General features: G+C 66.5%; 20 protein-coding genes. 12 read left to right on the top strand and 8 right to left on the bottom strand.

All coding sequences use genetic code 11. From position 1 onward, the window contains the following. The first annotated feature begins 113 nt into the window (after positions 1-113). From GIW57_RS19360 to GIW57_RS19350, 3 genes are all read left to right on the top strand, one after another. Positions 114-620 carry a hypothetical protein gene (locus tag GIW57_RS19360; protein WP_100463243.1) on the top strand — a complete coding sequence of 169 codons (507 nt, stop codon included), beginning with the start codon at positions 114-116 and terminating at the stop codon, positions 618-620. Positions 621-640: 20 nt separating this feature from the next. Further along, entirely contained in the window at positions 641-1,450 is an 810-nt protein-coding gene (locus tag GIW57_RS19355) for a pseudouridine synthase (protein ID WP_180163707.1), read from the top strand. Between the two features lie 85 nt (positions 1,451-1,535). Next, positions 1,536-1,874, top strand: a complete 339-nt coding sequence (locus tag GIW57_RS19350) for a hypothetical protein (RefSeq protein ID WP_032977417.1) — start codon at positions 1,536-1,538, stop codon at positions 1,872-1,874. Positions 1,875-2,077: 203 nt separating this feature from the next. Here GIW57_RS19350 and kbl read toward each other — a convergent pair whose 3' ends face one another. After that, complete coding sequence (gene kbl / locus GIW57_RS19345) at positions 2,078-3,283, bottom strand: glycine C-acetyltransferase (RefSeq protein WP_236512386.1); 1,206 nt, start codon at positions 3,281-3,283, stop codon at positions 2,078-2,080. A gap of 210 nt (positions 3,284-3,493) precedes the next feature. Here kbl and GIW57_RS19340 point away from each other — a divergent pair, with 210 nt between their 5' ends. Then, positions 3,494-4,186: a TorF family putative porin gene (locus GIW57_RS19340; RefSeq protein ID WP_236512385.1), complete on the top strand. Its 693-nt coding sequence runs from the start codon at positions 3,494-3,496 to the stop codon at positions 4,184-4,186. 121 nt (positions 4,187-4,307) lie between these two features. Here GIW57_RS19340 and tdh read toward each other — a convergent pair whose 3' ends face one another. Further along, positions 4,308-5,330, bottom strand: coding sequence for an L-threonine 3-dehydrogenase (tdh, locus tag GIW57_RS19335; protein WP_032952044.1), 1,023 nt, complete (start codon positions 5,328-5,330; stop codon positions 4,308-4,310). A 293-nt stretch (positions 5,331-5,623) separates the two neighbouring features. On the opposite strand from tdh, the gene GIW57_RS19330 reads away from it, so the two are divergent. The 7 genes from GIW57_RS19330 (at position 5,624) to GIW57_RS19300 (ending at position 14,261) form a co-directional block, all read left to right on the top strand. Then, entirely contained in the window at positions 5,624-7,786 is a 2,163-nt protein-coding gene (locus GIW57_RS19330) for a S46 family peptidase (RefSeq protein WP_236512384.1), read from the top strand. Between the two features lie 239 nt (positions 7,787-8,025). After that, the gene (locus GIW57_RS19325) at positions 8,026-8,670 is read left to right on the top strand and encodes a histidine phosphatase family protein (RefSeq protein ID WP_100463258.1); all 645 of its coding nucleotides are present in this window, start codon (positions 8,026-8,028) and stop codon (positions 8,668-8,670) included. 42 nt (positions 8,671-8,712) lie between these two features. Next, complete coding sequence (gene folC, locus GIW57_RS19320; protein WP_236512383.1) at positions 8,713-9,984, top strand: bifunctional tetrahydrofolate synthase/dihydrofolate synthase; 1,272 nt, start codon at positions 8,713-8,715, stop codon at positions 9,982-9,984. Positions 9,985-10,065: 81 nt separating this feature from the next. Further along, on the top strand, positions 10,066-11,103 hold the full coding sequence (locus GIW57_RS19315) for an SPOR domain-containing protein (protein ID WP_100463265.1): 1,038 nt from the start codon (positions 10,066-10,068) through the stop codon (positions 11,101-11,103). A gap of 46 nt (positions 11,104-11,149) precedes the next feature. After that, positions 11,150-11,929: a CvpA family protein gene (locus GIW57_RS19310; protein ID WP_236512382.1), complete on the top strand. Its 780-nt coding sequence runs from the start codon at positions 11,150-11,152 to the stop codon at positions 11,927-11,929. Positions 11,930-11,959: 30 nt separating this feature from the next. Further along, a complete protein-coding gene (purF, locus tag GIW57_RS19305; protein ID WP_025878104.1) occupies positions 11,960-13,426 on the top strand; it encodes an amidophosphoribosyltransferase in 1,467 nt (488 codons plus the stop codon). A gap of 10 nt (positions 13,427-13,436) precedes the next feature. Next, complete coding sequence (locus GIW57_RS19300) at positions 13,437-14,261, top strand: ferritin-like domain-containing protein (RefSeq protein WP_236512381.1); 825 nt, start codon at positions 13,437-13,439, stop codon at positions 14,259-14,261. An 82-nt stretch (positions 14,262-14,343) separates the two neighbouring features. Here the strand turns inward: GIW57_RS19300 and GIW57_RS19295 are convergent, their stop codons facing one another. Then, complete coding sequence (locus GIW57_RS19295; RefSeq protein WP_100465685.1) at positions 14,344-15,810, bottom strand: DUF2235 domain-containing protein; 1,467 nt, start codon at positions 15,808-15,810, stop codon at positions 14,344-14,346. Positions 15,811-16,036: 226 nt separating this feature from the next. Between GIW57_RS19295 and GIW57_RS19290 the strand changes: the two genes are divergently transcribed. Further along, a complete protein-coding gene (locus GIW57_RS19290; protein ID WP_100463277.1) occupies positions 16,037-17,290 on the top strand; it encodes a zinc-dependent metalloprotease in 1,254 nt (417 codons plus the stop codon). An 87-nt stretch (positions 17,291-17,377) separates the two neighbouring features. Here GIW57_RS19290 and lpxH read toward each other — a convergent pair whose 3' ends face one another. The 5 genes from lpxH to ppx form a co-directional block, all read right to left on the bottom strand. Then, positions 17,378-18,124, bottom strand: coding sequence for a UDP-2,3-diacylglucosamine diphosphatase (lpxH, locus tag GIW57_RS19285; RefSeq protein ID WP_100463280.1), 747 nt, complete (start codon positions 18,122-18,124; stop codon positions 17,378-17,380). A 59-nt stretch (positions 18,125-18,183) separates the two neighbouring features. Further along, complete coding sequence (locus tag GIW57_RS19280; RefSeq protein ID WP_025878111.1) at positions 18,184-18,723, bottom strand: phosphatase PAP2 family protein; 540 nt, start codon at positions 18,721-18,723, stop codon at positions 18,184-18,186. After that, complete coding sequence (locus GIW57_RS19275) at positions 18,704-19,849, bottom strand: glycosyltransferase family 1 protein (RefSeq protein WP_236512379.1); 1,146 nt, start codon at positions 19,847-19,849, stop codon at positions 18,704-18,706. Before GIW57_RS19275 ends, GIW57_RS19280 begins: the two co-directional genes overlap by 20 nt. A 166-nt stretch (positions 19,850-20,015) precedes the next feature. Next, on the bottom strand, positions 20,016-22,943 hold the full coding sequence (locus tag GIW57_RS19270; RefSeq protein ID WP_236512378.1) for a TonB-dependent receptor: 2,928 nt from the start codon (positions 22,941-22,943) through the stop codon (positions 20,016-20,018). Between the two features lie 312 nt (positions 22,944-23,255). Beyond that, positions 23,256-24,782: an exopolyphosphatase gene (gene ppx, locus GIW57_RS19265; RefSeq protein WP_236512377.1), complete on the bottom strand. Its 1,527-nt coding sequence runs from the start codon at positions 24,780-24,782 to the stop codon at positions 23,256-23,258. Between the last annotated feature and the right edge of the window lie 122 nt (positions 24,783-24,904).

Genomic DNA, 24,904 nt, shown 5'->3' with positions numbered 1-24,904 from the left:
GTCGGCAATTTGCTCATGAAACCAATGAGTTGCCGTATTCATTGAAAGTGGCGCTTGAAAGATGACGTGGCATTGCTAAACTCGCCGCGTCACTTCCTTCCGTGGATGCCCTCATGCTGCGCTCTGCATCGGCTGCCGTTCTGGCGCTGGCCCTGATTCCTGCTGCTCACGCTGCGGTCGATTGCTCGGTCAACACCAGCGCTTCGCCGCTGCCGTTGCCGGCCACGGCCGTCGCCCCGGTGGCAGATGAGCTGTATATCCGCAGCAGCCAGTTGGGCATGGCCAGCGGCGTGCTGGGCAGCAGCTACGATCCGTCACAGTCGCTGGACCAGGTGCTGCAGCGGTTGCGCATCGATGGCTGCCAGAACATCGCCAAGGCGATTCCGAGCGCGCCGGCGGTGAAGCCGAATGATCCTGCCGCGTACAAGCCGCAGACCGAGTTCGACAACACGCCGTGGCGCTTCGACATGAGCCAGAACGGCAAGCGTATGACCGCCGAAGAGTTTGACGCCTGGATGAAGGCGCGCGGCGTACGCGTGGTCAAGGCGCGTCCGGTTCCGGCCGCGACCCCGGCCGCAGCCGAAGTACCGGCTGAGACCAAGCCGGTCGACAAGAAGTAAGCGCGGCGGGGAGCAGAGGCTTGCGCACGCGCCGCCCACCTGCTGCCCCCGCTGCCCGCTCCCACGCTGCGCGTGGGCGTGCGAATCCCCCTGCGGTTTCCGCTGGCGTGCGCCATGGCCTGGCGCGCGTGCTGTCCAAGGCGGGCGTGTGCTCGCGCAGCGAGGCCGCGCGCTGGATCGCCGATGGGCGTGTTCGTGTCGCCGGGCGCATCGTCCGTGATCCGGAATTTCCGATTGCCAGCCCGGCGCCGCCGATCGAGGTCGACGGCCAGCCGATGGGCGCACCACAGCGCCTGTACCTGATGCTCAACAAGCCGCGCGGGGTGGTCACCACCGTGCAGGACGAGCGTGGCCGCGACACCGTGTACCGCTGCTTCGATGGCGCCGGCCTGCCGTGGATCGCGCCTGTCGGTCGCCTGGACAAGGCCAGTGAAGGCCTGTTGCTGTTCAGCAATGATCCGCAGTGGGCCGCGCGCCTGACCGATCCGGAGACCGGCCCGCAGAAGACCTACCACGTGCAGGTGGATCGCCTGCCCGATGACGACACCTTGGCGGCGCTGCGCGCCGGTGTCGAAGACGAGGGTGAATTCCTCCTCGCCCTGGCCGTGCGCGTGCTGCGCAGCGGCGACAAGACCGCCTGGTTGGAGGTGGTCCTCGACGAGGGCCGCAACCGCCATATCCGTCGCCTGCTGGCGGCCTTCGACCTGCAGGTGCTGCGCCTGGTCCGCGTTGCGATCGGAGAGCTCACGCTCGGCGATCTCGGCAAGGGTCAGTGGCGGGCGCTGGAGGTCAGCGACCAGCAGCGGCTGGGGGCCGCTGCACCGGGCTGAGTGATGCCCACGGCCGGCGGTTGCCGGCCACCGTTCCAGGCGTAGGGGGCGCCTGGTTGTCGAATGTCCAGAACGGAGCCTGCCCATGTATCACCCGACCCTCAAGCAAACCCTGCGCTGCGCCAGCCTGTTGTTGCCGATCGTGCTGTTGACCGCGTGTGGCGGCCACAAGAAGACGGCCAAGGCCGATCGCCCGGCCGAGACCCCGGTGGTTGAAGTGAAGACCCCGGAACTGGATGGCCGCGGCAGCTATCGCTTCATGATGAGCAACGGCGACCAGAAGATGACCGCCGACCAGTTCGATGCCTGGATGAAAGCCAATGGCATCCGCGTGGCCAAGGGCAATGGGCAGGATGCTGTCGCCAAGCCGGTGGTGGTCGCCAGCAAGGACGAGCCCAAGGACAAGAAGAAAAAGAAGAAGTAGCGCCGGGTGGGTGCCGACCTGGGTCGGCACGTCATCAGACCCCGGTAGGTGCCGACCTTGGTCGGCACGTCATGAGACCCCGGTAGGTGCCGACCTTGGTCGGCACGTCATGAGACCCCGGTAGGTGCCGACCTTGGTCGGCACGCTTTGGCCTGAAGGATCAGAGCCCTTTCCGCAGGAAAGGGATCCCACCCCGCCGGTGATCAGCCCTTGATCACGCCCAGCTCGACGCCGATGCGGGTGAACGCATCGATCGCGCGGTCCAGATGCTCACGACTGTGCGCGGCGCTGATCTGGGTGCGGATGCGCGCCTGGCCCTTGGGTACCACCGGGAAGAAGAAGCCGATCGCATAGATGCCTTCTTCCAGCAGGCGCTCGGCAAACTTCTGCGCCAGCGGTGCGTCGTACAGCATCACCGGGCTGATCGGATGCACGCCGGGCTTCACGTCGAAGCCGGCAGCGGTCATCTTCTTGCGGAAGTAGGTGGTGTTCTCGGCCAGGGTGCTGCGCAGGTCATCGGCTGCGGCCAGCATCTCGAACGCCTTGATGCCGGCGGCGACCACGTGCGGCGGCAGCGAGTTGGAGAACAGGTACGGGCGCGAACGCTGGCGCAGCAGCTCGATCACTTCGGCGCTGGCGCAGGTGAAGCCACCCAGTGCGCCGCCCATGGCCTTGCCCAGGGTGCCGGTGATGATGTCGATCTTCTCCAGCACGCCCTTGACCTCGGCCGAGCCGCGGCCCGTCGCGCCGAGGAAGCCGGTGGCATGGCATTCGTCGATGTGCACCAGCGCGTTGTACTTCTTCGCCAGCGCGGTGATCTCGTCCAGCGGCGCGATGAAGCCGTCCATCGAAAACACGCCGTCGGTGGTGATCAGCTTGGTCCTGCAGCCGGCCGCATCGGCGGCCTGCAGCTGCGCTTCCAGATCGGCCATGTCGCAGTTGGCGTAGCGGAAGCGCTTGGCCTTGCACAGGCGCACACCGTCGATGATCGAGGCGTGGTTCAGCGCATCGGAGATGATCGCGTCGTTCTCGCCCAGCAGCGGCTCGAACAGGCCGCCGTTGGCGTCGAAGCAGGCCGCGTACAGGATGGTGTCCTGCTTGCCGAAGAAGCTGGCGATCTGTGCTTCGAGCTGCTTGTGCAGGTCCTGGGTGCCGCAGATGAAGCGTACCGAGGCCATGCCGAAACCATGGCTGTCCAGCGCGTCCTTCGCGGCCTGGATCAGGTCCGGATGGTCGGCCAGGCCGAGGTAGTTGTTGGCGCAGAAATTCAGCACCTTGCGGCCGTCTTCGAGGGTGATCTCGGCGGACTGCGGGCTGGTGATGATCCGCTCGGACTTGAACAGGCCCTGGGCGCGGATGGCGTCCAGTTCCTCAGCATAGTGGCGGGTCAGGGCGGAGGAGTCGGTCATGGCGTGGGCACGGCTCAGCACGGGAAACCACTGATTCTACCGGGCATCGACGGCTGCGGACCGGGCCGGATGGGGCGCCGCCATGGCCGGTACATGTTGCATCGCAATAGCAAACGGGTTAAAAATTCGTGAACCGGGGCTGTCTGGCTCCGGTCGCTGCGCCCGCTGCAGATCCCGCCTTCCACGCCACCGACCCCACCGGAGACGCCCATGAAGCACGCCCGTGCCTGCCTCGCCATTGCCGCCGCCCTGACCCTCGCGCCGTTCGCCGCCAGTGCCCAGGACAACGAATCTCCGTACAGCTGGAACGTCACCGCCGTCTCGGACTACCTGTTCCGTGGTGTGTCGCAGACCGATGAGGATCCGACCCTGCAGGCCGGCTTCACCTACACCAGCCCGGTCGGCCTGTATGCCGGCGTCTGGGGCTCGGGCGTGGACTTCGGTCCGGGCGATCCGAAGACCGAGGTCGATTACCTGATCGGCTACGGCGTGGACGTGACCGAGCGCGTCAACGTCGACGTGCTGTTGAACCGTTACACCTACCTCAAGTCCAGCCACCAGAACTACAACGAGCTGATCACCACCACCACGCTGGACGACACCTACAAGCTGACGGTGGCCTACAGCAACGATGTGTGGAACAGCAGCACCGATGGCTGGTACTTCGGCCTGGGTGGCAGCTGGGGCCTGCCGAAGGAGTTCACGCTCAATGCCAACGTCGGCCGCAGCACCTTCGAGGACGGTATCGCCAAGGACTACACCGACTGGAACGTCGGCGTCGCCCGTCAGTTCGGCCTGTTCAATGTCGGCCTGGGCTACTACGGCACCGACGGCAATGGCCGCGACAACTCCGGCAAGCTGGCGCACAGCCGGGTGATGCTGAGCGTCGCCGTCGGCAAGTAACGCCGCAGGCGTTACCGGTAGTGCCGGCCGCTGGCCGGCAACACCAAAGAAAAAGGCGCCCAACGGGCGCCTTTTTCAATCTGGCGACGCCGGGCATGGCCCGGCGCTACCGGGGGCCGGATCAATTCCAGCTCAAAACAACCTTGCCGGCCTTGCCTTCTTCCATCAGGTCGAAGCCCTTCTGGAAGTCGTCGATCGGCAGCTGGTGGGTCATCACCTTGCCGAGCGGGAAGCCGGACAGCACCAGCTGGGTCATCTTGTACCAGGTCTCGTACATCTTGCGGCCGTAGATGCCCTGCACGGTCAGGCCCTTGAAGATGATCTTGTCCCAGTCGCAGCCGGCGCCCTTGGGCATGATGCCGAGCATGGCGATCTTGCCGCCGTGATACATGCAGTCGAGCATGTCGTTGAACGCGCGCGGATTGCCGCTCATTTCCAGGCCCACGTCGAAGCCCTCCATGTGCAGTTCCTTCATCACGTCCTTCAGCGACGTGTTGGCGACGTTGACCACGCGGGTGGCGCCCATGTCGGCGGCCAGCTTCAGGCGGAAGTCGTTGACGTCGGTCACCACCACGTTGCGTGCACCGATGTGCTTGCAGATGCCGGCGGCGATGATGCCGATCGGGCCGGCACCGGTGATCAGCACGTCTTCGCCGATGACGTTGAATTCCAGCGCGCAGTGCGCGGCATTGCCGTACGGGTCGAAGAAGGCGGCCAGTTCGGACGGGATCTGGTCGGGGATCGGCCACAGGTTGCTGGCCGGCATCACCATGTACTCGGCGAACGCGCCATTGACGTTGACGCCGATGCCGACGGTGTTCGGGCACAGGTGCGGACGACCGCCGCGGCAGTTGCGGCAGTGGCCGCAGACGATGTGGCCTTCGGCCGACACGCGCTGGCCGATCTCGTAGCCGGTCACGCCCGGGCCGATCTCGGCGATGCGGCCGACGAACTCATGGCCGATGGTGAGGCCCGGCTTGATCGTGCGCTGGCTCCATTCGTCCCACAGGTAGATGTGCAGGTCGGTGCCGCAGATCGCGGTCTTTTCCAGCTTGATCAGGACCTGGTTGGGGCCCGGGGTCGGCACCGGAACCTCTTCCATCCAGATGCCCTTGGCCGCTTCGCGCTTGACCAGGGCCTTCATCGTTTGCTGCGCCATCGGGGTGGAACTCATCAGGGGGAAAACGCGGATTATAGGGCGCCGCGCGGATTTCCCATGTTGCGCTGCGGGTGCATTGGTGGACCGAAAGCTGTGCGCAGGCGGGCGTTTCGAACGTCGCCGCTGCGCTCGCCGGGCCATGCCCGGCGGATGCGTGGGTGCCAACCAAGGTTGGCTGCTACCGGGGCATTGGTGCGCCCGGCCCCATGACTTCCGGGGTTCGGGGCGGGGCAAGGCGGCGGGCTACAATCGAGAGTTCCACTACCAGGGGCCGCTCCATGCGCTCGAACCTGCTTGCATTCTCCGTCGTCGCCAGCCTTGGGCTGGTCCAGGTCGCCCATGCCGCTGAAGGCATGTGGGTGCCGCAGCAGCTGCCGGAAATCGCCGGCCCGCTGCAGAAGGCCGGCCTCAAGCTGTCCCCGGAACAGCTGGCCAACCTGACCGGCGACCCGATGGGCGCGGTGGTCGCGCTGGGCGGCTGCACCGCCAGCTTCGTGTCCCCGCAGGGCCTGGTGGTCACCAACCACCACTGTGCCTACGGTGCGATCCAGCTGAACTCGACCGCGCAGAAGAACCTGATCAAGGACGGCTTCAACGCGCCCAAGCACAGCGATGAACTGAGCGCCGGCCCGAACGCCCGCGTGTTCGTGCTCGACCAGATCACCGACGTCACCGCCCAGGCCAAGGCGGCCATCGCCGGCGCCGGCAAGGACCCGCTGGCCCGCAGCCGTGCGCTGGATGCCTTCGACAAGGCCCAGGTCGCCGCCTGTGAAGCCGATGCCGGCTTCCGCTGCCGCCTGTACTCGTTCTCCGGCGGCAACACCTACCGCCTGTTCCGCAACCTGGAAATCAAGGACGTGCGTCTGGTCTATGCACCTCCGGGCAGCGTCGGCAAGTTCGGCGGCGACGTCGACAACTGGATGTGGCCGCGCCACACCGGTGACTTCTCGTTCTACCGTGCCTACGTCGGCAAGGACGGCAAGCCGGCGGCGTTCTCGGCCGACAACGTGCCGTACCAGCCCAAGCACTTCCTGAAGTTCGCCGATACGCCGCTGGGTGCCGACGACTTCGTGATGGTGGCCGGCTACCCGGGCCGCACCAACCGTTACGCGCTGGCCGGTGAGTTCAACGAGACCGCCAGCTTCACCTACCCGACCATCGCCCGCCACTACAACGCGGTGCTGAAGATGATCGCCGACGCCGGCAAGGCCGACGCTGACGTCAAGGTGAAGTACGCCGCCACCGCCGCCAGCATGAACAACGTGGCCAAGAACTACCTGGGCCAGCTGGAAGGCTTCAAGCGCATCGACGCCGCCGGCCAGAAGCAGGCTGAAGAAGCGGCGGTGCTGGCCTGGCTGAAGAAGCAGGGCGCTGCCGGCAAGCCGGCGCTGGCTGCGCACGCGCAGCTGCTGCAGCACCTGGACACCAGCAAGTCCACGCGCGAGCGCGACCTGTTCGTTGGCCAGTTCAACAACACCTCGGCCGTTGGCGCGGCAATCACTCTGTACCGCCTGTCGATCGAGCGCAGCAAGCCCGACGCCGAGCGCGAAGCCGGTTACCAGGACCGCGACCTGACCACCATCGAGGGCAGCCTGAAGCAGATGGATCGCCGCTACGTGGCGAAGATGGACCAGCAGCTGCAGGCCTACTGGCTCGACCAGTACGTGGCCCTGCCGGCCGCGCAGCGCGACAACGAAGTGCTGAACAAGTGGCTGGCCGGCAGCGATGCCACAGCGGTGAAGTCGCTGGTGACCAAGCTGGGCGGCACCGAGCTGGGCAGCCTGGACAACCGCCTGAAGTGGTTCAAGGCCGATCGCGCGGCGTTTGAAGCCAGCACCGATCCGGCCATCCAGTACGCGGTGGCGGTCATGCCGGCGCTGCTGAAGCAGGAAGAGCAGAAGAAGATCCGCGAAGGCGAATCGCTGACCGCGCGTCCGCTGTACCTGCAGGCCGTGGCCGACTACAAGAAGAGCCAGGGCGAGTTCGTCTACCCGGACGCCAACCTGTCGCTGCGCATCACCTTCGGCAACGTCATGGGCTATGGCAAGGACGGCGTGAAGTACACCCCGTTCACCACCCTGGAAGGTGTTGCGGCGAAGGAAACCGGTGAAGATCCGTTCGACTCGCCGAAGGCGCTGCTGGATGCGGTCAAGGCCAAGCGCTATGGCGGCCTGGAAGACAAGCGGATTGGCTCGGTGCCGGTGAACTTCCTGTCCAACCTGGACATCACCGGCGGCAACTCCGGTTCGCCGGTGCTCGATGCCAACGGCAAGCTGGTCGGCCTGGCCTTCGACGGCAACTGGGAATCGGTCAGCTCCAACTGGGTGTTCGACCCGGTGATGACCCGCATGATCGCCGTCGACAGCCGCTACATGCAGTGGATCATGCAGGAAGTGGCGCCGGCGCCGCAGCTGCTGAAGGAACTGAACCTGGCGAAATGATCCGTCTGCGGTCGCTGGCGGTCTATCCACGAATGGCGTGGATCTACTGGCCGCCTCCGGTAGCGCCGGGCCATGCCCGGCGGAATCCGTAGGAAACCTGAAACCCCGCGACGCCTGTCGCGGGGTTTTTTCATGCCCCGTCCGGCCCGGTCCGCCGAACAGGTATCATCCCTGTTCCGCGTACTTCACAGGATGTGAACACTGCGCCGGAACTCCTCCCCCAAGGACCCCTTGTACGCATGCGCATCCTGCTTGCCCGTCACGGCGAAACGCCGTGGAACGCCGAAGGCCGCTACCAAGGCCAGATCGACATCCCGCTTTCGCCCATCGGTGAGGCCCAGGCCCAGGCGCTTGGCGCCCGTCTGGCATCGGTGGACATCACCCGTGCGGTGGCCTCGCCGCTGTCGCGCGCCCAGCGCACCGCGCAGCTGGCCCTTGGCGCTGCACGTGCCGACATGCTGCTGACCGAGCCGGAACTGCAGGAGATCGCCCACGGTGAGTGGGAGGGTCTGCTGGCCAGCGAAATCAACGAAAAAGACCCGTCGCGCCTGCAGGCTTGGCGCACTGAGCCGGACACCGTGCTGATGCCGGGCGGCGAATCGTTGCGCCTGGTGCTGGAGCGCAGCTGGCGCGGCCTGGCCCGTGCCGCCGAAGGCCTTGGCGAACACGACACGCTGCTGGTGGTCGCCCACGACGCGGTCAACCGGGTGATCCTGTGCAAGGTGCTGGGCCTGCCGATTTCCCGCCTGTGGACCTTCCGCCAGGCACCGACCACCCTCAACCTGCTTGAAGGCCCCGATCTGGACAACCTGGAAGTGGTGCGCCTGAACGACTGCGCGCACCACACGCCGTTCTTCGGCGAAGCCAAGCACCGCGCACTCTGAATTTCCTGTCCTGAACCACCTGTACCTGTTGGAAGCCTTGCCGTGAAGAACACCCCGACCACTCTGGCCGAATGGCTGGATTACATTGAACGCCAGCACCCGGCCACCATCGACATGGGACTGGAGCGCGTGCGCACCGTTGCCACCGCGATGGGCCTGGGCACGCCGGCCAGGCACACCATCGTGGTCGGTGGTACCAACGGCAAGGGCTCCACCGTTGCCTTCATCGAAGCCATCGCGCGCGCTGCGGGCTGGAAGGTCGGTGCGTACACCTCACCGCACCTGCTGCGCTACAACGAGCGTGTGCGCATCGATGGCCAGGACGCCGATGACGCCGCACTGGTCGCTGCGTTCAACACGGTCGAGGCAGCGCGTGGTGATGTGACGCTGACTTATTTCGAGTACGGAACGCTGGCCGCGCTGCAGTTGTTCGCCGATGCCGATCTCGATCTGGCCGTGCTGGAAGTCGGCCTTGGCGGCCGCCTGGATGCGGTCAACATCGTCGACGCCGACGTGTCGGTGATCACCACCGTGGACATCGATCACGCCGAATGGCTGGGCCAGGACCGGGAGGCCATCGGTGCCGAGAAGGCGGGCATCATCCGCGGCTGGAAGCCGGTGATCCTGGGCGAGACCGATCCGCCGTCGAGCGTGCTGGCGCGCGCCTACCTGGTAGGTGCCAATGCGATCCGCGGTGGCAGCGACTACTTCTATGAACCGATCGATGCGCAGCGTTGGCGCTGGCGCGATGTTGGCACCCGCCTGGAGCTGCCGACCCCGGCGCTGGCCGGGCCGATCCAGCTGGCCAACGCCGGTGCGGCGATCGCTGCGCTGCGTGCACTGGACAAGCCGGTGCCGCGCGCGGCATGGGCCGCAGGCGTGGCCGCGGCGCGCATCGCCGGGCGCCTGCAGGCGTTCGAGCGCGATGGCGTGCAGGTTCGCGTCGATGTCGGCCACAACCCGCAGGCGGCCGGCCAGCTGGCGCGCGCGCTGAAGGCCGAGGCTGCCCGCGGGCGCACCCTGGCGGTGTACGCCGCGCTGCAGGACAAGGACGCCGTGGGCGTGGTGCAGGCCCTGCAGGACGTGGTGAGCGACTGGACCCTGGCCGGGCTGGATGGCCCGCGTGGGCAGAGCGCGGCGCAACTGCAGGTACGCCTGGCCGATACCGCCGCAGCCACTGCGGCGCTGGCCGATACGGTCGAACAGGCGCTGGCGCAGGTGCTGGCCCGTGCCGAACGCGGCGACCGGGTACTGGTGTTCGGCTCCTTCCATACCGCAGCCGCTGCGCTGCAATGGCTGCAGGCCCCTGCCTGACCGCCGTTCAGCCATTACCGACGCCGCCCGGTCGCGCACCCGTATAATCGACCGCAACGTCCAGCCTGCCGCCTGCCCTACGTGGATACGCCCCTGAAACAGCGTCTGATTGGTGCCATCGTCCTGGTGGCCTTGGCCGTCATCTTCCTGCCGATGCTCGTCAAGGGCCCGGCCCCGGACAGCGGTGTGGCCAATGTGCCGATCGCCGCGCCCGATGCGCCGGCCGATGGCCAGTTCGAAACCCGCGAACTGCCGCTGGTCGCGCCTGCGGGTGGCGCCACCGGATTGCAGAGCGGCCAGGCCCGTCCCGTCGAGGAGGCCGCCGCACCGGCTGCACCGCCGACCGTGGACACCTCGCCAGCAGTCGCCGCCGGCAACTACGCGGTGACCTTCGGCGCCTACGGCAGCCAGGCCGATGCCGATGCGGTGGTCGCCTACCTCAAGCGCTCGCAGCTTCCGGGCTTCATCGAAACCGCATCGATCAACGGTCGCCCGGCCTGGCGCGTGCGCGTAGGACCGTATGCCGACCGTGCGCAGGCCGAAGCGGGCCGGCTGCAGGCGGTGAAGGTCCGTGCCGACGTGAAGGCAGAAGTCATCACCCTCGATGCCAAGCCCTCAACCAGCGCGCCGGTGGCAAGCACACCTGCACCCGCGCCGAGCGCCAGTACCCCTGTCGCGGCGTCTACGCCGTCGGCGACCGGCAACCCGGTGCGCAGTGAAAGCCTGCCGCCGAGCACGCCGACCGCAGCAACAGCGCCGGCCACCAAGCCGGAACCGGCCAAGCCCGTGGCAAAGCCGGAACCGAAGCCCGAGCCGAAGCCGGAAACGACCGCCAGCAAGCCGGCCACCCCGCCGACTGCGCCGGCGGCACCGGCTGCGAGCGGAGTGGGTTTTGCCGTCCAGCTCGGCGCATTCGGCCAGGCCAACGATGCCAACGCCCTGCGCGACAAGGTCCGCGCGGCAGGCTTCAGCGCCTTCGTCGAGCAGGTGCGCACCGAAAAGGGCAGCCTGCACCGGGTCCGCGTCGGACCGGTCGCCAACCGCGCCGATGCCGAACAGTTGAAGGCGCAGGTTGCCGCCAAGGTCGGCGTGGCCGGCATGGTGCGACCGCACCCATGACCTGTACGCAGCCCCGTTGCCAGCGCCGCCGAAGGAGCGGGGCGCCATGATCGACGTGGTGCTGCTGATCGTGATCGCCGCCTCCACCCTGCTCGGGTTGCTGCGCGGCTTCGTCGGCATCGTCATCGGCACCGTATCGTGGCTGGTGGCCGCCTGGGCGGCCTTCGCCTTCGGCAATGACGCCGCACGCTGGTGGGCTGCACCGGCCGCGCCCGGGGGCGAGCATTTCATCGGCGGCTACCTCAGCGTCGGCATCGGCGTGATGGTCGTCGTCGCCGTGATCGGCATGGTCATCAAGGCCATCGTCCACCGCAACATGCTGGGCAGCCTGGACCGCCTGCTGGGCGGTGTCCTGGGTGCCGTGCGTGGGGGCCTCATCGCGGCCGTGCTGCTGCTGCTGGCCGGTTTCACCCCGCTTACCGCTGAACCCTCCTGGCGCGGCTCGGCGCTGCGCCCGGTGCTGAACCCGGCCGTGGGCTGGATGAACAGCAAACTGCCGCACTGGCAGGCACCGGGGACCGACCTGCTGCCCAAGGCCTTGCCGATGGACGCACTGTCCCCATCTGCGTTGATGGAGCTTGGCAAAAGCGCCAGCGCCGGAGTGGGCAAGCCGGGGGCGACAGGCGATAATGGCGTACTCGGTCAGATAGTGGCGGGCAGCGGATGGCTGCGGCCTGCGAAGGCGGAACAGGGCGAGGCATATGATCCGGCCGAAGTGCGCCCGGACGCCCCAGCACTACCGGGCAGCATCGAGCCGGACGACCCGGCCAATGTCGATCGCAGACGCGGCGACAACTCTGGCCAGGTACGGCCACCTTCCTTGTAACTGGGCACAGCCCAGCGGAGACCTCGCATCATGTGTGGCATCGTCGGAATCGTCGGCAACCAGAACGTCGCCGGGCAGTTGTATGACGGCTTGACCGTCCTCCAGCATCGCGGCCAGGACGCGGCGGGCATCGCCACCGTCAACGGCAGCCGCCTGCGGGTGCAGAAGGCCACTGGCCTGGTCCGCGATGTCTTCGATGCACGCACCATGTCCACCCTGGAAGGCAGTGTCGGTATCGCCCATGTGCGCTACCCGACCGCTGGCTCGGAAGGCATGGACGAGGCACAGCCGTTCTACGTCAATTCGCCGTACGGCATCGCGCTGGCCCACAACGGCAACCTGATCAACACCGAGGACCTGCGCCAGCAGGTGTTCGAGCAGGACCGCCGCAACGTCAATACCGATTCGGACAGCGAAGTGCTGTTGAACGTGTTCGCTTATGAACTGGAACAGCAGCGCCAACTCAGCCCGGAAGCCGCCATCCGCGCGGTGGCCGGCGTGCACCGTCGCTGCAAGGGCGGCTATGCGGTGGTCAGCGTGGTGCTGGGCCTGGGCCTGGTCGCTTTCCGCGATCCGCATGGCATCCGCCCGCTGGTGCTGGGCAAGCGCAGCCACGCCGAGGGTGACGAGTACATCGTGGCCTCCGAGTCGGCCGCGCTGGACGTGCTGGGCTTCCAGCGCGTGCGTGACGTGCAGCCGGGCGAAGCGCTGGTGATCACCGCGCGCGGTGAGCTGTTCTCGGAAATCTGCGCCGAGCCGGCCGAACACACCCCGTGCATCTTCGAGTACGTGTACTTTGCACGCCCCGATTCGATGATCGACAACGTGTCGGTGCACAAGGCGCGCATGCGCATGGGCATCAAGCTGGGCGAGAAGATCCTGCGCCTGCGCCCGGACCACGACATCGACACCATCATCCCGATCCCGGACACCTCGCGCGATGCTGCGCTGGAGATCTCCAATGTGCTCGGGGTGAAGTACCGCGAAGGCTTCATCAAGAACCGTTACATCGGCCGCACGTTCATCATGCCGGGGCAGGGTGAGCGGGTGAAGTCGGTGCGCCGCAAGCTCAACCCGATCCACCTGGAGTTCCGCAACCGCGTGGTGCTGCTGGTGGACGACTCGATCGTGCGCGGCACCACCAGCCAGCAGATCGTGCAGATGGCGCGTGACGCCGGCGCACGCAAGGTCTACCTGGCCAGCGCCGCGCCGCCGGTGCGTTACCCCAACATCTACGGCATCGACATGCCGGCCGCTGAAGAGCTGGTCGCACACAACCGCAGCATCGAGGAAATCGAAGCCCACCTGGGCTGCGACTGGCTGATCTACCAGGACATCGAAGACATGGAAGCGGCGGTGAGCGAAGGCAATCCGGCGCTGCGCAACTTCGATTCGTCGTGCTTCAACGGGCATTACCCGACGGGCATCGAGCCGGGTTACTTCGAGCGCATCCAGCAGCTGCGTTCGGACGACGCCAAGCACAAGCGCCGCGCCTGAGGTCCAGGCGGTGATCGACGTGCCTGACGTCGGCGGCAATCTGCTGCGCGCTGCGCAGCAGTGCCTGGCCGAAGCCGATCCCCTGCGCAAGGTCGCACTGACCCAGGCCTACGCCGCTGCGTTCCGCGCCGGCCGGTTGAACGTACCGGCCGATGCGCCGCCAGCCGAACCGATCCGCATGCCGGGCCGGCCGCCGCAGCTGCTGATGGTGCATCCGCGTGAAGTGCCCCGGCGCGGCCTGGGCGGTGTGGAGGGGCGCGCGGCGTTCATCCACGCCATCGCCCATATCGAGCTCAATGCGATCGACCTGGCCTGGGACGCGGTGTACCGCTTCCGCGGTCTGCCGGCGGCGTTCCATGCCGACTGGGTGAGCTGCGCCGACGACGAATCGCGCCACTTCATGCTGCTGCGCGAGCGCCTGCTGGCACATGGCCATGAGTACGCCGATTTTCCTGCGCACAACGGCTTGTGGGAAATGTGCGAGAAGACCGCGCACGATGGTCTGGCACGCATGGCGCTGGTGCCGCGCGTGCTGGAAGCGCGTGGGCTGGACGTGACCCCGGGCATGATCGACAAACTGCGCAACGTCGGCGACGGTGAAACCGCTGACGTGCTGGAAGTGATCCTGCGCGAGGAGGTTGCACACGTTGCCGCTGGGTCGCGCTGGTTCCGCTGGTACTGCGAGCGCGCCGGCGTCGAACCGCGTGCACGTTTCAAGGAACTGCTGGTCGAGTATGCCGGCGGCTACCTGCACGGGCCGTTCAATATCGAGGCACGCCTGCTCGCCGGTTTCGATGCGGATGAGCTCGCCAACCTGATCGAACAGGCGGGTTGACCGGCGTCGGTTGATCTTCATCCACGCATGGCGTGGATCTACTGGGCGGATCCCGTAGATCCACGCCATGCGTGGATGCCGTTCACCCGTTCGGCAACACCACGCGCCTGCCATCCACCGTCGGTCGGTTGATGTAGAACAACCCCGGCCCGGGGCGATACGGCAACTCGCTGACACCGGCATCGGCGGTGTAGGTCAGGGCGGTATCGCCCAGCGCATCGAAGTTCCAGTGCGCGGACTGCATCAGGTAACGGCGGCGCAGCAACGCTTCCTGCGTCGGGGTCAGCGGCTGGCCGGCGATCAGGCGGCGCGCGATCGGCTGCAGCGCACTGGGCAGCTCCCAACCCGCCACCTCGGCGGCGTCGGCGGTCCAGGTCACACCGGCATCGATGGCGTGCTTCTGCATCACCTGCAGCGCAACCAGCTGATAGCGCCAATCGATGCGCCGGTGCAGGACCACCGCAGCGGTGACGTACAGCACCGGCGACATCAGCACGCTGCGGCTGCCGGCGCGTCGTTGCTGCTGCCACTGGTGCCAGACATCGACCCACACTTCCTTCGGGTTCAGCCCCAACTGCTGCCGCCAGCGTTCGGCGTCGGCCTGTGCTTCCGCGTAGGCGGTCGTCGCCTGCAGCAGGGCCAGTGGCGGTGTCTGGTAGTCCTCCACGCCGGGCCGGCGCAGCTGCTGCCGTCGCGGCCGGCTGAGCAGCTTGGGCCCTTCCTCCACCTGGTCGTAGCCTCCACCGATGTTGGCGTGCACACCGGGCAGTGCGATTTCGGGATGGGTCGGTGCCACCGTGGTCAACGCATAGTGCTGGCGATGCTCATCGCGCGCGCTGAGCTGCAACACAGCCTCGGCGATGCCTGCGGGCAGGGCGATGCGGGGGTGCTCGTCGGCGCGGCCGCCGTTGACGGCAACCACCGTGTCAAACAGGCCGATGAAGCGCAGTGTCGGCCGCGGCAGGGCGAAGTCGGCACTGCACGAAAGCCCTGCCTGCTGCAGCAGCTGCCGCCAGTGCGCGGCATCCCACCCGCGCAGGTGGTTGGCCACGTCGCGTGCGGCGGCTGCGCCCCGCGAATAGCCGAACAGATCCAGCTGCACGCTGTGCAGCGGCACGCGCCACTGCGAGGCAAGTGCCGACAGTGCCTCCGGCAGCAACACCTGCAATGCACGCTGCACCTTCGCCTGCACGCCGCTGGCGCCAATCCCGAAAGCCAGGCCGATCAGGTCGTCCTCGGCATCGTCGCGGGTGCCGACACCCTCAACATAGATCGCCAGCGAAGGTGCGCTGCCTGGTATGCGTCGGCTGTCCGGATACAACTGGTGCAGGCGCGCGATGTTGGTGGCGCCGTTGTCGTAGCTGCTGGTCAGCCGGCTCTGGTAGGTCGAATCGTCATCGGCGCGGAGCAGGGCAGGGCGCGGTCGCGGCACCTGCCGGTGACCCTGCGCCAGGTTGTGCGCGTTGTTGCGGGTGCCGTCGAAGAACAGGCCGATCCGCAGCAGGCCGCGTTCGTCGCTGTCGGTGCTGTGCTGCTGTCCTGGCGGCATGTGCATCCCTTGTCGTGGCTGCGTCACGGTAGCGCGAAAGCCACGTGTTGAAGAAGTGTAATGACGCTTTTGACCTCGCTGAACCCGGATGCGCTGGATCACAGATCGCGACTCTGCCTGTCAAGCGCTATTGAATTCACACGCCCTGCGCAGGCCTGATGGCCGAACCCGGCACCCCGGGTCGTGCTGCATCAACGCTGTCTACTTCACTCCAAGGAGCGACAAGATGATGTCCAGATCGATAGGTAAAGCGACAGGTGGTCTGTTGTTGGGATTGTCGGTAGCGGCGGCCGCGAGTGCGGCGCCGTTGTTCGAGCCGGTCACCGTGCTCAGTCGTGCATCGGCCACCAATGAGCCGGCACTGGGGCGGTTGCTGGCCACCCCGTCCACCGCCGCCGTACAGGAAGTGCGTGTCGATGCCGCCGCCACCGCGCAGCCGCAGCTGGAATTCGAGCTGCTCGGGCAGAAGGTGCAGGCCGTGCGCAGCAAGGTCGAGGCGCTGTCGGATGGTGGCAGCGTCTGGTACGGCCAGTTGCGCGCGCCGTCCGATCGCCTGCAGGCGGCCACGTCCAATGGCCAGGACGATCCGGGCAACTCGCTGATCCTGGTGCGCTCGGGCAATACCCTCACCGGTTCGATCCGCAAGGACGGCAAACTGTATCGCCTGCGTCCGCTCGGCAATCGCCACGTGCTGGTCGAGGTGGATGAATCGCGGATGCCGGCCGACCATCCGGCCGATTACAACCAGTTGCCAAAGATCGCCATGCCGGCCAATGATCGCCTCGGCACCGCGCAGGCCTCGTCGGGCAGCCCGGCGACCATCCGCGTGCTGGTGGTGGCGACCAACGCTGCAGTGAGCGCCTACGGTGGCAACATGCAGTCGCTGGTGCAGTTGGCCGTCGCCGAATCCAACCAGGGGTACACCAACAGCAACGTGGGCCTGACCCTGCAGCTGGCCGGTTATGAAACCACCAACTACACCGAGTCCGGTAATTTCACCACCGACCTGTCGCGCTTCCGTGGCACCAGCGACGGCTACATGGACAGCATCCACACCAGCCGCAACAGCACCGCCGCCGACGTTGGCGTACTGCTGATCAACAACACCAGCTACTGCGGACTGGCCTCGGGCATCGGCTCCACGGCGTCGACGGCGTTTGCCGCGGTGTACTGGGATTGCGCCACCGGCTACTACTCGTTCGCCCATGAAATCGGCCACCTGCAGAGCGCACGGCACGATATCGCCAGTGATCCGAGCACGTCACCGTATGCCTATGGCCATGGCTATCGCTATGAGCCGGCCAGCGGATCGCGCTGGCGCACGATCATGGCCTACGACTGCTCGGCCGGCTGCCCGCGGCTGAACTACTGGTCCAATCCGAACATCAGCTACAACGGCGTGCCGATGGGCATCGCCAGCAGTGCCGACAACCAGCGTGTGCTGGTCAATACCAAGGCCACCATCGCGGCCTTCCGCTGAGGCCAAGCGCCGATCAAGGTCGGCGTCTACCAGAGTGCGTGCACCTGCTCTGGTAGATGCCAACCTTGGTTGGCACCTTGCGATCGATCATTCGCGGCTGAGCGAATCCAGACGCCAGCCGTTGGCATCCACGCGCAGCACCGAGCCCTGTTCGTACCAGTCGCCCAGCACGATGCGGGTGCAGCTGCGTCCGCCGGCCTGCAGGGTGTGGATCGCCGGGCGATGGGTATGGCCATGGATCATCGTGTCCACGCCATGGCGCGCGTAAGTGGCTTCCACTTCGGCCGGGGCCACGTCGGTGACGGTTTCGAACTGCGCACGGTCGCCCTGCTTCATTTCCGACTGGCGCGCCTGGCTCGCATCGCGCGCTTTCTGCGCGAAGGCGATGCGCGCTTCCAGCGGCTGCGACAGGAACTGCGCCTGGAAGACAGGATCGCGGGTCTGGGCGCGGAACTGCTGGTAGGGGATGTCATCGGTGCATAGCAGGTCGCCGTGCTGCAGCAGCACCGGGCGGCCGTACAGTTCGATCATGCACGGGTCCGGCAGGATGCGCAGGCCGGCGCGGCGGGCATAGTCTTCGCCGAGCAGGAAGTCACGGTTGCCGCGGATGAAGAACACCGGCACGCCGCTGTCGGACAGTACCTTCAGTGCATCGGCTACCGCATCGGCTGCGGCCGATGGGGTGTCATCGCCGATCCAGGCTTCGAACAGATCGCCGAGGATGTACAGCGCGTCGGCGCCGGGCGCCTCCTCGCGCAGGAAGCGCAGGAACAGGTCGGTGATGGCCGGACGGCTGGGGTCCAGATGCAGATCGGAGATGAACAGCGTGGTCATGCGGATATTCTAGGGCATCGCTTTGCCGGTAGCGCAGGGCCCTGCGCAGTCGCGGGGCATCACACCGGCAACGGCAGCCAGGCCAAGCTGGCCGAGGCCAGCAGTGCAGCGATGCCGGTGGCCGCCAGAACGTCGCTCGGGTAGTGCAGGCCCAGTACGACGCGCGACAGGCCCACGCCGAAGGTGAACGGCACCAGCAGCGGTGCCAGCCAGGGGTAGTAGGCCAGCGCGACGATGGTGAACGACACCGCGTGCAGGGTATGCCCGGACGGGAAACTGAACTCATCCAGTGGCGCCACCCAGGCACGGATGCGCAGGTCAGCCGCGTACGGCCGTGGTCGCCGGGTCCAGCGTTTCAGACCCTTGTACAGCAGCAGCGCGGCCAGGCCGGTGGCAGCCATGTGCACCGATGCACGCAGGCCATCGAAGCCATCAATGAGCACCAGTGCGCCCATCAACACGTACCAGAACACGCCATCGCCGAGCCGGCTGATGATCGAGAAGACGCGGCGCACACGGCGACGTCGGCAGTAGTGGTTGGCACGGCGACACAAGCGAGCTTCGCGACCGGCCAGCAGCTCAAGCGGCGTGGTGCGCATGTCCGCTCCTCCGCGCGCTGGCCAGTTCCGCCAGCAGGTTTTCGAACTCCGCCACCACCTGCTGTGGGTGCAGCCGCTTCATCGCCCGTGCCGCGTTGCCGCCAAGTTCGCGGCGCAGGGCATCATCTGCAGCCAGTTGAACCGCTGCCTGCACGAACTGCTCGTCGTCATCCACTGCCGCACCGTTCTCGCCGTTGCGCAGGTACTCGCGGGCCGCGCCGTAGTCGAAAGCGACCGTGGCCAGGCCGCTTGCCATGCTTTCCAGGGTCACGTTGCCGAATGTCTCGCTGCGGCTGGGAAACAGGAACAGGTCGCCACTGGCGAAATGTCGGGCGAGGGCATCGCCGCGCTGGATGCCACAGAAGATGAAATCGGGATTCTCATGCGCCAGCTTCTCGCGCGCCGGGCCATCGCCGACCCAGATGAAACGCGCTTTAGGTCGCACCTGCTGCAGCTTGCGGAAAGCTTTCACCGCCAGGCCGAGGTTCTTTTCGGCGGCGATGCGGCCAACGTAGATCGCTGCCAGCCCCGTGCCATCGATGCCCCATTCCTCGCGCAGCGCCGGGTCGCGGCGCGACGGGTCGAACTGCTGGCTGTCGACCGCTCGCGCGAGCAGGCGCACACGCTCGAAACCCTGCTCGGTCAGGAATTCCTGCAGTTCGCGGGTGGGTACCAGGGTCGCGTCGGCCTGGTTGTGGAAGCGGCGCATCCAGCGCATTGCCGCCGACTGCAGCCACGCCACGCCGTAGTCGGGCAGGTATTCGTCGAAGCGGGTGTGGAATCCGGTAGCCACCGGAATGCCGAGGCGGCGTGCGGTGCGCAGCGCCGACCAGCCCAGTGGGCCCTCGGTCGCCACGTAGATCGCATCCGGGCGCTGCTGCCGCCAGTGCCTGCCCAGCCGGATCGGTGCTGGCAGGCCGAAGCGCAGGCCGGGATAACGCGGCAAGGCCGCGCCCGGTACCAGCAGGGTATCCGGCGCCGCCTCCAGCGCTTCGCTGGCCTGTCGCGGGCGGATCAGGTCGACCTCATGGCCGGCGGCGCGCAATCCCTGCTCCAGGCCCTGCACGGTCAGTGCGACGCCGTTGATCTCCGGCGGGTAGGTTTCGGTGACGATGGCATAGCGCATGGCGGGCCTCCGGTTTTACGCATGCTCGGGCCTTGCGATGTAGCCGACATGACCGCTTTGCGACAGCGCGATGACGGCCGGGCAGAGCGCTGCCTGCGTAGTTCAGGGGCACAAAAAAACCACGGCCCCGAAGGGCCGTGGTCGTGGTGTTTCGCCAGCGCGTGGATCAGAAGCGCTGGGTGTACTTCATGTAGATGAAACGACCGATGTCATAGCCGCCGTAGTACGAGAAGACCGAGCGCGGCTTGGTGTACATGACCGGACCCTGCTTGTCGAACACGTTGTTGGCGCCGACTGAAACGGTGGCATCCCACGGCAGGTTGTAGCGGAACTGGACGTCGTGGAAAGTGACCGAACCACGTTCGTTGTAGTTGCGCGTGCCCTTGTACCAGGGAGCGGCAACGTTCAGGTCCGGGCACTCATCGGCGTACTTGCCCGGGTTGACGCACTGTTCCTTGACGCTGGAATAGTAACGCGCGGTCCAGCTGACGCCGAAGTTCTCCAGGTCCCAGCCCACGGTCAGGTTCGAACGCACGCGGAAGCCGATGCCGGTGTTGGTGGCGATGCCGTTGTTGACGGTCGGCACGATCGTGCTGTCGTTGGACGAGCGGAAGACGTCCTTGGCCACGTAGGTGGTCGACCACGAGGTGCTCAGCTTGCCGTAGTCGGTATCCAGGCGGTACGTCAGGTCCATGTCGTAACCTTCCGTTTCCATGAAGCCGGCATTGCGGTTGCCGAACTTCAGGCCGGTAACGATACCGGTGGTCGCGTTGCGGGTGAAGCGTGCGCAACGGTCGGCCAGGCCCTGCTCATAGCAGTCGATCAGGATCTGGTTCGGGCTGTCGTCGACGATGGTGTCGTCGATGCGGATCTTCCACCAGTCCAGCGAAACGTTGAAGTTGCTGATGAAGGTCGGGCTCCAGACCACGCCCAGGGTACGGCTGGTCGAGGTTTCCGGCTTCAGGTCCGGGTTCGAGCCGGAGGTGAACGGCGTCGGCGTGGCGGCGACGGAGCCTTCGGTCGGCTGGTTGCGGTTGTCCAGCTGGCGGAAGTTGGCAACGTCGGCGATGTCGCGTGCACAACGGGCACGCACTTCGGCGCTGCTGCGGGCCGAGCCGTACTTGCTGTCACACGGGTCGGAGAAGTTGGCGAAGGTTTCCGAACCACCGCCGTACAGATCGGAAATGGTCGGAGCGCGGAAGCCCTGGGCCCAGGTACCACGCACCAGCAGCTGGTCGATCGGCTTCCACTTGAAGCCGAACTTGCTGTTGAGGGTATTGCCGAAGGTGTTGTAGTCCGAGAAGCGGGTCGCCGCGTTCAAGCTCAGCTCACGCGCACCCGGCAGGTCGGCCAGCACCGGCACGTTCAACTCCAGGTAGGCTTCCTTCACCTTGTACGAGCCACCGGTCGGGCCAGCGGCCAGGTTGGTGGTGGCACCGGTCTGCGCCAGCGGGTCCGGTACGAACTTGCCGGTTTCCTCGCGGTTTTCGACGCCGAAGGCGAAGCCCAGGTCGCCGGCCGGCAGGGTGAACAGGCTGCCGCTGATGGTGGCGAAGGCGTTCTTCGAGGTCGTGCGGCCGGTCGCGTTCTCCGGCGGGAACAGCCAGTCCTGCAGGGCCTGGTTGTTGGTCATGCCATACGGACTTTCCACACCATAGGGAACCAGCGGATTCCACGGCATGCAGTTGGCGATCGGCGCACCCGGTGCACCGCACTCGACCTTGCCCGTTGCCGGGTTCAGGTAGGACTTGCCGGTAGCCTGTTCGACGCGACCCTTGTGCAGGTTGCCGAAGGTGCTCTGGCGCAGTTCGTTCTTGTTGTACTGGTAGCCCACTTCCCAATCGAAGTAGCGCTCACCGATGTCGAACGAACCGTCGAACGCGGCCACGGCGCGATAGGTCTTCAGCTCGCTGGTGCTGGTGCGCGGCACCTCCCACAGGCGGCGGTTCCAGCTCACATCGGTGGGCTTGGCATAGCCATGCTGGTTGCCGAACGGGTTGAAGTAGCTGTCGACCGACATGCCCTTGATCTTGGCGGTGGCGGTGTCGAACGGATAGCCGGCGGTGACGCGGGTCGAGGAGCGCTTGTTGTAGCCCAGCTCGGCCTTGAAGCGGACGTTGTCGGTGATGTTGGCCGTGCCCGAGAAGTACAGCGAATCACGCTTGATCGGATAGCTCAGGTGCATCTGTTCATTGGTGTTGCTGACGTCACCGGTGAACGCGGTCGGATCGGTGAAGTGGTAGTTCGCCGGGTTCGTCGGGTCGCTGCCGCGGTTGAGCGCGTAGTCGCAGCCGGCTGCCTTGGTGCAGCCCGGGCCGCCCTTCACGCCGTAGAACTGGCCCCACTGGCTGTTGGTGGTCCAGCCATCGGTCGGGTGGCGGTCGGTGTTGCCGTAACGGCTGAAGCCGCGGTCACGTGCCCACACGGCTTTTTCTTCCGAGTGTTCGGCGGCGAAGGTGGCCGAGAAGCGGTCATTGGACCAGCCGGCAACCACGTCGACGCGATCACGGGCGCCGTCGCCCTCGCTGTACTGGCCGTGGTAGACGTTCGCGGTGACGCCGTTGACGTTGGTGCGGGTGATGATGTTGATCACGCCGGCCATCGCATCGGAACCATAGATGGCCGAGGCGCCGTCCTTCAGTACTTCGATGCGTTCGACCGCAGACACGGGCAGGGTCGACACGTCCTGGTAGCCCGAGGTGCTGATGCCCAGGCGCTTGCCGTTGACCAGCACCAGCGTGCGCTGGGTGCCCAGGTTGCGCATGTTCACGTAGGTACCACCGGCATCCTCACCGGCCGACAGCACGTTGGCGCGGCTGATGGTCGGGCTGCCCATCGCGGTCACGTTCTGCAGGATGTCCGATACCGAGCTGAAACCCTGGCGCTCGATGTCGGCGCGGGTCAGCGCCAGTACCGGCTGCGACGTTTCAACGTCCACCTGGCGGATACGCGAACCGGTGATTTCGATGCGGTCCAGGTTGGTCGGCGAGGCGGTGCTGCTGCTCTGGGCGAACGCCGGCAGCGCAGCCAGCGTCGCGGTGGTTGCCAGGGCGTAGCGGATGGCCTGCCCCAGTGCGGTGGTGCGTGAAGTCATGACGAGCTCTCTCTCGGGTCGTGCAAAGGACGCCAAAACGGGCGTCGAAGGAATCGGCAGGTCCAAGACCGAGCCGATGACCCGATAGTAGTCTCGTTGGTTAATGCTCTGTAAAGAGCGCGTGTCGGTTTGTGTCGTTGCGCATCACGCGTTTTCACCAAACGCGAACAAAAGCAGGGGTTTACGTCAGAGCGAGTCGCACGCCGCCGAAACCTGCTGCTGCGTTGCAGCAGGAATTGGCGGTCGATTGCGCGGACTGTAACGAAATGTAATCGGGCGCCGACGGCGATGCGTGGGCGCCCGGCGCCCTGCTCAGACCACGAACGGACGGAACTGGATGCCCAGCCCGGCGATGCCTTCGGTCTCGCCGATCAGGTCGGCGCGCAGCAGCGGCCGTGCATCGATGAAGGCCTGCGGCACGATCAGCGACAGGCGGTTGTCGTCGGCGGTCAGCTCCAGCACCGGCAGCGGTGCGTCTTCATGCGCGCGGTTGAGCAGTACCGCCAGGCGCAGCAGGGCAGCCAGCCGTCGTGCCGTCAGCAGCAGGCGCTCGGGAATGGCATCGAAGGCGGTCTTGCTGATGCCGCGGCGGTGATTGCGCACCAGCGTCGCCAGCATCTGCTGTTCCTGCCGCGAGAAGCCGGCGATGTCCGAGTTCTCCAGCACGTAGCTGCCATGCACGTGGTAACCGCTGTGGGCGATCATCAACCCCAGCTCATGCAGACGTGCAGCCCAGCCGAGCATGCGTGCATCATCGGCATCCAGCTTCCAGCGTTCCTGCACCTGCTCCAGCAACGACAGTGCGGTGTCCTGCACGCGGTCGGCCTGCACCGTGTCGATGCCATAGCGATGGGTGAGGGCGGCCACCGATTCATCGCGCGGGTCGTTGTCACCGGCACGGCCGAGAATGTCATAGAGGATGCCCTCGCGCATCGCCGCCTTGCTGACCAGCAGCTTCTGCAGGCCCAGCGCCTGGAAGGCGGCCTCCAGCACCAGGATGCCGCCGGCGATGATCGGGCGGCGATCGCTGGACAGGCCGGGCAGCACGATGTCGTCGATCTTCTTGGCCTTCAGCAGCTCATCGCGGAGCTGGGGCAACGCCTCGGCCGTGATCGCGCCCTTGCTCAGCTTCATCGTCGCGCAGATCTCGCTGATGGCCTTGTGGGTGCCTGAGGACCCCAGAGCCTCCTGCCAGCCCAGCGCGCGGTACTTGCTGGCGAAGGGCTGGAACTCCCGGCCGATCTCGGCCAGTGCGTCCTTCCAGCGCTTCTTGCTGAGTTTGCCGCCCGGGAAGAAGCGACGGGTGCTGGCGATGCAGCCGGCCTGCAGGCTTTCGCGCTCCAGGGTCTGCATGCCCTTGCCGATGATGAACTCGGTCGAGCCGCCGCCGATGTCGATGACCAGGCGGTGCTGGTCGGGCTTGGGCGGTTGCGCATGGGCCACGCCCAGATAGATCAGGCGCGCCTCTTCGCGGCCACTGACCACTTCGATGGCATGCCCGAGCGCGGTTTCGGCCGGCATCAGGAAGGCCTGCGGCGAACGCAGCTGGCGCACGGTGTTGGTGGCCAGTGCACGCACGCGATGTGGCGGGACGTTGCGGATGCGCTGGCCGAACCGGGCCAGGCACTCCAGCGCGCGCTGTCGCGCTGCTGCGGAGAGTCCACCCTTGCCGTCCAGGCCGTCGGCCATGCGCACGGTTTCGCGCAGGCGGTCGATCACCCGCAGCTGGCCAAGCGTGTAACGCGCGATGACCATGTGGAAACTATTGGAGCCAAGGTCGATGGCGGCCAGCAGGTCGCCATCCTGCAATGCGGGCGGAGTCGTGGTGGTATGCGGCATGGGCGAATGTTAGCCGAAGGGGCGGTGAACTCGTCACCGCGCGGCCTTCACATTTTGTGGGGGGAGTGCGGCAGGGCTGCGCCCTGCACCTGCAGAGGCCGAAGCAACGTCAACGTCAAAGG

The organism is Stenotrophomonas sp. PA-6-5C, from assembly GCF_021605635.1.
GTDB classification, from domain to species: Bacteria; Pseudomonadota; Gammaproteobacteria; order Xanthomonadales; family Xanthomonadaceae; genus Stenotrophomonas; species Stenotrophomonas lactitubi.
Note: the sequence above shows the minus strand (reverse complement) of the source record. Positions and strands in the feature narration are given on the sequence as shown.

What these genes read in the sequence shown, in the direction of transcription:
- tdh (WP_032952044.1), bottom strand. Translation starts at nt 5,330, where the DNA reads ATGAAGGCCCTGGTCAAGCGCGAAGCGGCCAAGGGCATCTGGATGGAA.
- GIW57_RS19270 (WP_236512378.1), bottom strand. Translation starts at nt 22,943, where the DNA reads ATGACTTCACGCACCACCGCACTGGGGCAGGCCATCCGCTACGCCCTG.
- GIW57_RS19280 (WP_025878111.1), bottom strand. Translation starts at nt 18,723, where the DNA reads ATGCGCACCACGCCGCTTGAGCTGCTGGCCGGTCGCGAAGCTCGCTTG.
- GIW57_RS19360 (WP_100463243.1), top strand. Translation starts at nt 114, where the DNA reads ATGCTGCGCTCTGCATCGGCTGCCGTTCTGGCGCTGGCCCTGATTCCT.
- GIW57_RS19290 (WP_100463277.1), top strand. Translation starts at nt 16,037, where the DNA reads ATGATGTCCAGATCGATAGGTAAAGCGACAGGTGGTCTGTTGTTGGGA.
- ppx (WP_236512377.1), bottom strand. Translation starts at nt 24,782, where the DNA reads ATGCCGCATACCACCACGACTCCGCCCGCATTGCAGGATGGCGACCTG.
- GIW57_RS19275 (WP_236512379.1), bottom strand. Translation starts at nt 19,849, where the DNA reads ATGCGCTATGCCATCGTCACCGAAACCTACCCGCCGGAGATCAACGGC.
- lpxH (WP_100463280.1), bottom strand. Translation starts at nt 18,124, where the DNA reads ATGACCACGCTGTTCATCTCCGATCTGCATCTGGACCCCAGCCGTCCG.
- GIW57_RS19325 (WP_100463258.1), top strand. Translation starts at nt 8,026, where the DNA reads ATGCGCATCCTGCTTGCCCGTCACGGCGAAACGCCGTGGAACGCCGAA.
- purF (WP_025878104.1), top strand. Translation starts at nt 11,960, where the DNA reads ATGTGTGGCATCGTCGGAATCGTCGGCAACCAGAACGTCGCCGGGCAG.
- GIW57_RS19350 (WP_032977417.1), top strand. Translation starts at nt 1,536, where the DNA reads ATGTATCACCCGACCCTCAAGCAAACCCTGCGCTGCGCCAGCCTGTTG.
- kbl (WP_236512386.1), bottom strand. Translation starts at nt 3,283, where the DNA reads ATGACCGACTCCTCCGCCCTGACCCGCCACTATGCTGAGGAACTGGAC.
- GIW57_RS19330 (WP_236512384.1), top strand. Translation starts at nt 5,624, where the DNA reads ATGCGCTCGAACCTGCTTGCATTCTCCGTCGTCGCCAGCCTTGGGCTG.
- GIW57_RS19340 (WP_236512385.1), top strand. Translation starts at nt 3,494, where the DNA reads ATGAAGCACGCCCGTGCCTGCCTCGCCATTGCCGCCGCCCTGACCCTC.
- GIW57_RS19310 (WP_236512382.1), top strand. Translation starts at nt 11,150, where the DNA reads ATGATCGACGTGGTGCTGCTGATCGTGATCGCCGCCTCCACCCTGCTC.
- GIW57_RS19295 (WP_100465685.1), bottom strand. Translation starts at nt 15,810, where the DNA reads ATGCCGCCAGGACAGCAGCACAGCACCGACAGCGACGAACGCGGCCTG.